General features: G+C 67.8%; 4 protein-coding genes and 3 pseudogenes. 2 read left to right on the plus strand and 5 right to left on the minus strand.

The features are described 5' to 3' along the window. From esxG to AWC07_RS05740, 5 genes and pseudogenes are all read right to left on the minus strand, one after another. A pseudogene (gene esxG, locus AWC07_RS05720) lies at positions 1-76 on the minus strand (type VII secretion system protein EsxG); the annotation flags it as partial. Positions 77-122: 46 nt separating this feature from the next. After that, complete coding sequence (locus tag AWC07_RS05725) at positions 123-1,439, minus strand: PPE family protein (protein ID WP_036410195.1); 1,317 nt, start codon at positions 1,437-1,439, stop codon at positions 123-125. Continuing rightward, positions 1,436-1,750, minus strand: coding sequence for a PE family protein (locus AWC07_RS05730; RefSeq protein ID WP_036410196.1), 315 nt, complete (start codon positions 1,748-1,750; stop codon positions 1,436-1,438). Before AWC07_RS05730 ends, AWC07_RS05725 begins: the two co-directional genes overlap by 4 nt. A 986-nt stretch (positions 1,751-2,736) precedes the next feature. Beyond that, positions 2,737-2,946: pseudogene (locus AWC07_RS28460) on the minus strand (PPE domain-containing protein); the annotation flags it as partial. Positions 2,947-3,084: 138 nt separating this feature from the next. Further along, positions 3,085-3,990: a class I SAM-dependent methyltransferase gene (locus AWC07_RS05740; protein WP_036410197.1), complete on the minus strand. Its 906-nt coding sequence runs from the start codon at positions 3,988-3,990 to the stop codon at positions 3,085-3,087. 214 nt (positions 3,991-4,204) lie between these two features. On the opposite strand from AWC07_RS05740, the pseudogene AWC07_RS29705 reads away from it, so the two are divergent. Beyond that, positions 4,205-4,979 (plus strand): annotated as a pseudogene (locus AWC07_RS29705) (IS982 family transposase); the annotation flags it as partial. 206 nt (positions 4,980-5,185) lie between these two features. Then, a partial coding sequence (locus AWC07_RS26625) for a PE family protein (RefSeq protein WP_139829563.1) occupies positions 5,186-7,270 on the plus strand: 2,085 nt, incomplete at its 3' end.

Consider the following 7,270-nt stretch of genomic DNA (forward strand, 5'->3'; position numbering starts at 1 on the left):
GCATCAACGCCGCCTTGGCGGTAAACGCCGACTGCGAGGCCACCAACTGCGGAATATGGGCATCCAACAAACTCATGATCATTCCTTTCGATTCGAATTTCCAGTTACTCGTTGTCAGCTCATCAAGCTGCAAACGTCTGTTCGGTGCCCGCTCCAAGGACATTCGATTCCCAGGTAGCCGGCAGCATCGGGACATGCGAAGCACCGCCGTAATCGGTGCCATGCAATGGCGTCAACCCGCAGGGCTGTCCGACGTTCTCGTTGCCGCCTGTCCCGGCAAACCCCAACGTCCCAGCACCACGATCAGACGCCACCGCCGACGACGGCGGGCTCCCAGACGCCGGCTGCACCGTCGACACCAACCGCGCCCGCTCGACCGCCGCCCCCGGCGCCGGCTCCACCGTCCCGATAGCCACCGCCGCCGGAGCGGCAGCCAATGCCGCAGCCGGCGCAGCCGCCACCGCCGCCGCCGGCATAGCGGCCAATCCGGCGAATCCGGCCACACCCGGAACAACAGCAGCGGCCAACGCCCCCAACAAAGGACTCGCCAATAGCGGAACAACACCGGCCAAATTGGAAATAATCCATCCCACAACAATTGCTGTAACGCCCAAGACAGTAGCGTAGACCAGCGGCGGAATTAGGACGATCGCTAAAATGAGCGGCATACCAAGCGCACCGAGATATAGCAAATCTAAAATGGCTTCTATCAGGTGTAAATTTACGAGATTAACGATCAGTTGGTACAGTACCGCACCATAGGCTTGGAAAACCATTGAGAAAAGTTCGAAGTCCAATTCCCATACCTTGCCGGCAAGGGCCAAGAACTGCATCAGTTCCTGCCATGGGAATGGGGTGAGGGTAAGGGTGGCCACAGCGTTGCTGATTTCATTGGCACCGGGTTTGACGATGACCGGTGCCGGCGTGGTGTGCGGCGTCGAGACCAGTGCCACACCGCTGACGGCCTCGTAGACGCTCATGGTGGTAGCGGCCTGGATCCACATCCGGACGTAGTCGGCCTCGTTGAGCGCGATCGGGATGGTGTTGATCCCAAAGAAATTCGTCGCGAGCAACACCCCGTGAGTGATGTGGTTGGCGCCCAATTCCGCCAACGTCGGCATCGCGGCCAGCGCGCTGACGTAGGCTGCCGCCACGGTGTCATGCCCGGTGGCCGTTGCCGCGCTGTCGGCGCTGGTCTGCATCAACCACGCCACATACGGAACGTGCGCGGCCACGTACGCCTCGGTGCTAGGGCCCTGCCACGCGCCAGCCTGCACCGCTGCCAGTATCATCGTGAGTTCTTCTGCTGCCGAGGCATATTCGGTACTCATCGATGTCCACGCAGCAGACGCTGCCAGCAGCGACTCTGGGCCCGGACCGGCACTCAGCAATGCCGAATGTATTTCCGGCGGCGAAGCGATCCAGATCGGCGCCGTCATACCCAACCGCCTAAGGCCGAGTACGACACCGCCGCAGCGGCGTCACCCGCGGCATAACTGGCGCCGGACTCACCGACACCGATTCCCGAACGGCCAAGCTCTTCAACGGCTTCGGCGGCCACCGCGGCGTGCTCGTTGCCGCAAGCACTAAACCCGGCCGCGGTCTGTATCGACACGGGGTCAGCCGCCGGCGGGACGACCGCTGTAATCAGCGGTGCCGCAGCAGCATGCGCGGCAGCCAACCGCGCTGTCAGCGCTTCCACCGCCGCACTGGCTGCCGCCAGGCCTTCCGGAACCACTTGCAACGTCATTATCGACTCCTTCCGATTGCATCTGTCCTGCCCGCATGGCCGAAGTCGTCACCGACTGCGACTGCCGGGCATGATGCGGAAAAAAATCTCACGGATTGTAACTGTTGTCAACAGTTGTATATAGCTACGGTTACGTAGGGAAAAGCTACGTTTCAGTAGCCATCGGGACCGATGGGAGTCGTTGGGCCGGGCCTGAATACGCCATTGCCACCATGGACTGCGGGTCCGCCATCCCAATTGGGCCGCAGCCCAACAGATGCATCGTTTCGAACGTGAAATGCGTTACTGGCGGTGACCGGATCTGGATGGTGCATCGATTTCCTGTGCGTGGGGCACGTGGCTGTTTCGAAATAGGCTATTTCTCATGGGAGTTCGGCTGGATTGACAGTGACTAATGGTCTAAGTCGTAGTCCGACTATAGATTTAGCTCATTTGCGACGGCTGGCTGGCGTGTTCGATACAGAGGCACATCGACTGTCTCGCCTCCAGGGCATCGCTGCGGCGGCGGTCGGCCTGTCGAGATGCGCAATGGGACCTGGATTTTCAACGGTTGGCGCCCTGCGAGGTGCCAGGCCGGCAGACCAGCTTCTATGCAACCGCCGATAACTGTATTGTTTCCTCCCAAGGGGTTTCATGGACGCGCAAACAAGGTCGACGTCGGCAGCGGTAGGCACACCAGATTTGCGTGCGTGCCGCGCTGCCGGGAGCCCTGCCCTGCTCTCCGGACGGAGCGCTCTGCTGAGCTTGACCGTCGTTGACAGCGGCGGGGTCTGCTGCACCCGGACTGGCATCCCACAAGGGAAAGGCTCTGCATCCGAAGCTGATTCGGACTCCGAGAATCCGTAGCGGTAGCCGGGATCGGGCAGCCTCGCCCGTCGGCGCCGGCGCGCCGCGTCTCCTCCCGCGCTGCCACGGCGGCCGCCGCCGGGATGGCAGCCTGGCCGGGTTCTGACGCCGTCCGCCGGGCCGATGCGCTCATCGCCGAGTGCCACATGGCCTCCGACGGTTGGTCCCTGCCAGGCGCCAGCCAGAACCGCGCCCAGAAGCTCGGCTAGCTGATCTGCCACCGCGGCGTATTCGGCACTCAACGAACTCCACGCCGATGCCGCGGCCAACATGCCGCCCGGTCCAGGGCCGCTGCTGAGCTGGTCGAATGCACCTCTGGGGGCCAATCCATCCACACCCGGTGCCGTCATAGTCAGGCCGGTCGGTCGACAGCAGCCGCTAGCGCCATGTAGGCCTGCTTGCCGGAATACGTGGCGGGTTTCAGCAGTCGGACGCCGGCCCCGGAAAAGTTCCCGCGCAACGCAAACTCATTGCGTCTTCCGGTGCACCTACGGCTTGGTGGCACTGACCAGGGTGTTGCGCACAAACAGCGCCCCGGCCTCGGTCCCCGGTTCCGGCACCGGCCGGCCGACCTCGCGGAGGTATTCGACCAATGGGGTACCGATTGCCGTCCAGCCACGTGCCCCGAACCACTCGGCGGCCGGTGCGCACTGCTCGTTGTAGACCAACTGAAAGAACGGATTCGCGTCACCGGCCGCAACGACGGCACGTTCTTCTTCCACTTTGGCGGCGAATTCCTCCGGGGGAAGCGGGCTGCCGTCCTCCACTGCGGCATGGCTGCCAAGGCAGGCCAGGTTGTCGATGCCGGTGAACAGTTGCTCCTGCGCGGCGGCCGGAAGATAGATCAGCAGCCCCTCGGCGATCCACGCCGACCGCTTGCCAGGATCAAAGCCGTTGTCTTGCAACGCTTGTGGCCAGTCTTCCCGCAGATCGACCGCGATTTCACGTCGCTCGGCACGCGGCTGGGCGCCGTGCCGGGACAGCACCTCACGCTTGAAATCGAGTACCGGCGGCCGATCCAGCTCGAAGACTGTTGTTCCGTCCGGCCAGGGCAGCCGGTAGGCGCGTGAGTCCAGTCCCGCCGCCAAGATGACCACCTGGCGCGCTCCGGCGTCGGCGGTCCGCTGGAAGTACGCGTCAAAGTACCTGGTGCGGGCACCCTGGAAATTGACGAAGTGCTCGCCGAACTCCTCGCTCTTCAAATCGTGGTCGGGAACCTTGCCGTCGAGCACGTCGGCCCAGGAACCGCCGACGGCCCGGCAAAACAGTTCCGCATACGGATCGACGGCCAGCGGGTCGGGCTTTTGGGCCTCCAAAGCCCGTGCCGTGGCGACGAAAAGCGCGGTCGATCCGACACTCGTGGTGATGTCCCAGGTGTCACCTTCACTACGCACCCAACCGACATTAATGCGTGGCTGGGCCGTCCGGCTCCCAGGTACCAGGGAGCATCGGCGTCCTGGGTGAGAAATTCCCAACTGCTCACCGAGTGTGCACCGGCTGCGTCGAGTGTGTACTGGCGGCGGCGACACGCCGCTCGGTGCCGCCGTGGTTGCACTCTCGGCGTGCCGGCTTGTGAAGGATGCGGCTGAAGGGCACCGATGGACAGTTGTGAAGACAGACCTCGATGCCCTGCTGACCTGTTCGCGGGCATTCAGGGTGACCACGTGGTGCACCCCGACCGGCGGCGCGCGCGACGGCCGAAGCAAGTGACCGACGCCGAGCTGGTGCGCCTGGCCGTGGCTCAGGCGCTGCTCGGCGCCCGCAGCGAACACCCGTGGCCGCAAATGTGTTACGGCCGACTCGGGCACCCGTTTCCCTACCTGCCGAAACAGCCCGGCTACCACAAGCGAGTCAAGGCGGCGCCACCGCTGATCTGCAAGGCCACGCTGTACCTGGCCACCCAATGCCCGTCCTGGGCCGACGACCTACGCCTAATCGACGGCACCCCAGTGCCGTGCGATGCGCCGCGGGAAACCGCGAAACGCTCCGAACTGGCCGGTGTCGCCCACTACGAGAACTGCGCCGCGCACTCCCGCTGATTCTGGGGGCGAAGCTATATCTGATCACCACCGCCGACGGCAGGCCCGCCGCGTGGTGTCTGGCCGACCCCAAAAACGGCGAACGAGAAGTCGCCGCAGAGCCTTTCGCGCACACCCGAGACCTCGACGCGCTGCGCAAGAAGATGATTGCGCTGGCCGACAAGGGCCTACCCAGCACCGAGTTGCAACGCCACTGCGCCGACCAGCTGAGCGTGCCGCTGGTGCGCCCCGACCGCAAGGACGAAAAACAACGCCGCTACAGCCACCTCGCCGGCATGCGCCCACAGACCCAAGCCGTCTACGACACCTACAAGCATCAGCTCAATCTCGAACCCGAGGTTGGAGATGGCGCCGCTGATGGCCGCAGCGAGCAACTGCATCGATGTGGGTGGCCGCGACAGGATGCCGGGAAAGGACGGCCAGCATTTCCGGCAAACCCACACCTGTGTCGGCCGCACAGCGATACGCTGTTGTGGCCGATTTTCGCTGGTGACGGGGGAGGCCCCAGATCGGCTTGACAGCGCAGTCATGGCGTATCGGGAGGTGTCAGATGTCGTTCATGTTCGCGGCGCCGGAGGCGCTGGTTTCAGCGGCAGGGGATTTGGCCACTGTCGGGTCGACGGTCGGCGCGGCCAATGCCGCCGCCGCGGCCAGCACGACGGGGTTACTGGCCGCGGGCGCGGACGAGGTATCGGCCGCGATTGCGGCGCTGTTCGGTGCGCACGGCCAGGCGTACCAGGCGCTGAGCGCACAAGCGGCCGCATTCCACGAACAGTTTGTCCAGGCCCTGACCGCGGGCGGGACATCGTATGCGGCCGCCGACTATGCTGCTGCGACGCCGCTGCAGCCCCTCCTCGACGCGATCAACGCACCGTTCATCGCGGCTACCGGGCGTCCGCTGATCGGCAATGGCGCCAACGGGGCCCCGGGGACCGGTGCCAACGGCGGGGCCGGCGGGTGGCTGATCGGCAACGGCGGCGCCGGCGGATCCGGAACGACCTCAACCACCGCCGACGGCGGCAAAGGCGGCGCCGGCGGGGCAGCCGGGCTGCTCGGTAGCGGCGGAGCCGGCGGGGCCGGCGGCAACACCTCGGCCGCCGGCAAAGCCGGTGGAGCCGGCGGGGCCGGCGGGAATGCCATGCTGATCGGCGCCGGTGGCGCCGGCGGCGCTGGCGGGAGCTCAACAAATGTCGGCGGTGTGAGCGGCGGGGCCGGCGGGGCCGGCGGCAACGCCGGCATGCTCTTCGGCGCCGCCGGGAACGGCGGCCCCGGCGGCTTGACAAACGGAATCGGCGCCACCGGCGGGGCCGGCGGGGCCGGAGGAGCCGGCGGGATGTTCTCCGACGGTGGGGTAGGCGGGGCAGGCGGTGCCGGTGCGTCCGGCGGCGCCGGAGGAGCAGGCGGTGTCGGCGGGCTGTTCTCCGACGGCGGCACCGGCGGGGCCGGCGCAACCGGCAGCGTCGTCGCCGGCACCGGCGGCGCCGGCGGAGCCGGCGGCGCCGGTGGGCTGTTCGGTGCCGGTGGTACCGGTGGCCCCGGCGGGGCGGCCAGCGTAGGGGGCGCCGGAGGGAACGGCGGCAACGCCGGCATGCTCGCCATCGGAGCCGCCGGCGGAGCCGGCGGCTCCGGCGGACAAGGCTTCGTCACCACCGGCGGGGGCGGCGGGACCGGCGGCAACGCCGGCATGTTCTTTGGCTCCGGCGGCGCCGGTGGCGCCGCCGGAGCGGGCTTCACCAAGGGCGGAACCGGGGGGGCAGGCGGCAACGCCGGCATGCTCAATGGCTCCGGCGGGGCCGGCGGCACCGGCGGCGCCGGTAACACCGGCCCCGGTGGGGCCGGCGGGGGCGGCGGCAAGCCCGGGCTGATCGGCAACGGCGGTAACGGCGGCGACGGTGGCGCCAGCGGGGCCGCCGCCGGCGGCAATGGCGGCACCGGCGGCGACGGCGTGCTGATCGGGAACGGCGGTAACGGCGGCAGCGGAGGCACCGGCGCAACCCCGGGCAAAGCCGGCCTCGGCGGCCTCGGCGGGCTGCTGTTGGGTGCAGACGGAATACCCGCTCCCCCCAGCCCCAACCCGTTGCACACCCTGCAGCAGGATGTGCTCAATGTGGTTAACCAGCCCGTCCAGGCACTGACCGGGCGGCCGCTGATCGGCAACGGCGCCAACGGAACTCCGGGGACCGGCGCTGCCGGCGGCGATGGCGGGTGGTTGTTCGGCAACGGCGGTAATGGCGGGCACGGTGCGACCAACACCGCCCTCAACGGTACGGGCGGGCCCGGCGGGCCCGGCGGGGCCGGCGGGATCCTGTTCGGCAGCGGCGGCACCGGCGGAAGCGGCGGGATAGCCACCGGCGTCGGCGGGAAAGGTGGCGCCGGCGGCGCTGGCGGTTCCGCCTTGCTGATCGGCGCCGGCGGAACCGGCGGCAGCGGCGGGTTCGGCAACTCCGGCGGTGGCGGCACCGGCGGGGCCGGCGGGCGCGGCGGCAATGCCGGCTTCTTCTTCGGCGCTGCCGGGACCGGCGGCGCCGGCGCCGCTCCTGGCAATCCGACCGGCGTCGGCGGCGCCGGCGGTACCGGCGGGCTGTTCGCCGACGGCGGGGCTGGCGGAGCCGGCGGTCAAGGTGGTGCCGGGTCC

This window comes from Mycobacterium gastri, from assembly GCF_002102175.1.
Taxonomy (GTDB): Bacteria; Actinomycetota; Actinomycetes; order Mycobacteriales; family Mycobacteriaceae; genus Mycobacterium; species Mycobacterium gastri.

Coding starts and splice junctions, on each gene's coding strand:
- AWC07_RS05730 (WP_036410196.1), bottom strand. CDS start 1,750: ATGACGTTGCAAGTGGTTCCGGAAGGCCTGGCGGCAGCCAGTGCGGCG.
- AWC07_RS05725 (WP_036410195.1), bottom strand. CDS start 1,439: ATGACGGCGCCGATCTGGATCGCTTCGCCGCCGGAAATACATTCGGCA.